The organism is Vibrio sp. N418 (genome assembly GCF_000222565.1).
GTDB lineage: Bacteria > Pseudomonadota > Gammaproteobacteria > Enterobacterales > Vibrionaceae > Vibrio > Vibrio scophthalmi.
This window is the reverse complement of sequence record NZ_AFWD01000005.1, coordinates 1-268: the sequence shown is the minus strand read 5'-3', so window position 1 is coordinate 268 and position 268 is coordinate 1. Positions and strand designations below refer to the sequence as shown.

Annotated in this window: 2 tRNA genes; both read right to left on the bottom strand. The window is 47.4% G+C overall.

From position 1 onward, the window contains the following. Positions 1–69 precede the first annotated feature (69 nt). A tRNA-Ala gene (locus RH86_RS01145) sits at positions 70–145 on the bottom strand. Between the two features lie 17 nt (positions 146–162). After that, positions 163–238, bottom strand: a tRNA-Glu gene (locus RH86_RS01140). Positions 239–268 lie beyond the last annotated feature (30 nt).

Below are 268 nucleotides of genomic sequence, written 5' to 3'. Positions count from 1 at the left end.
CAAGTTTTCTGATGAAAACCATTTTTAAAAACACTCAACTTTCTATTCAAAAGTAAATGCACTTAAAAATGGTGGAGCTATGCGGGATCGAACCGCAGACCTCTTCGCTGCCAGCGAAGCGCTCTCCCAGCTGAGCTATAGCCCCATATCCTTATGAGGAGATGGTATCCCGTAGGGGAGTCGAACCCCTGTTACCGCCGTGAAAGGGCGGTGTCCTAGGCCTCTAGACGAACGGGACACTAGTAAAACACCTCAAAAGTGTTTCTAT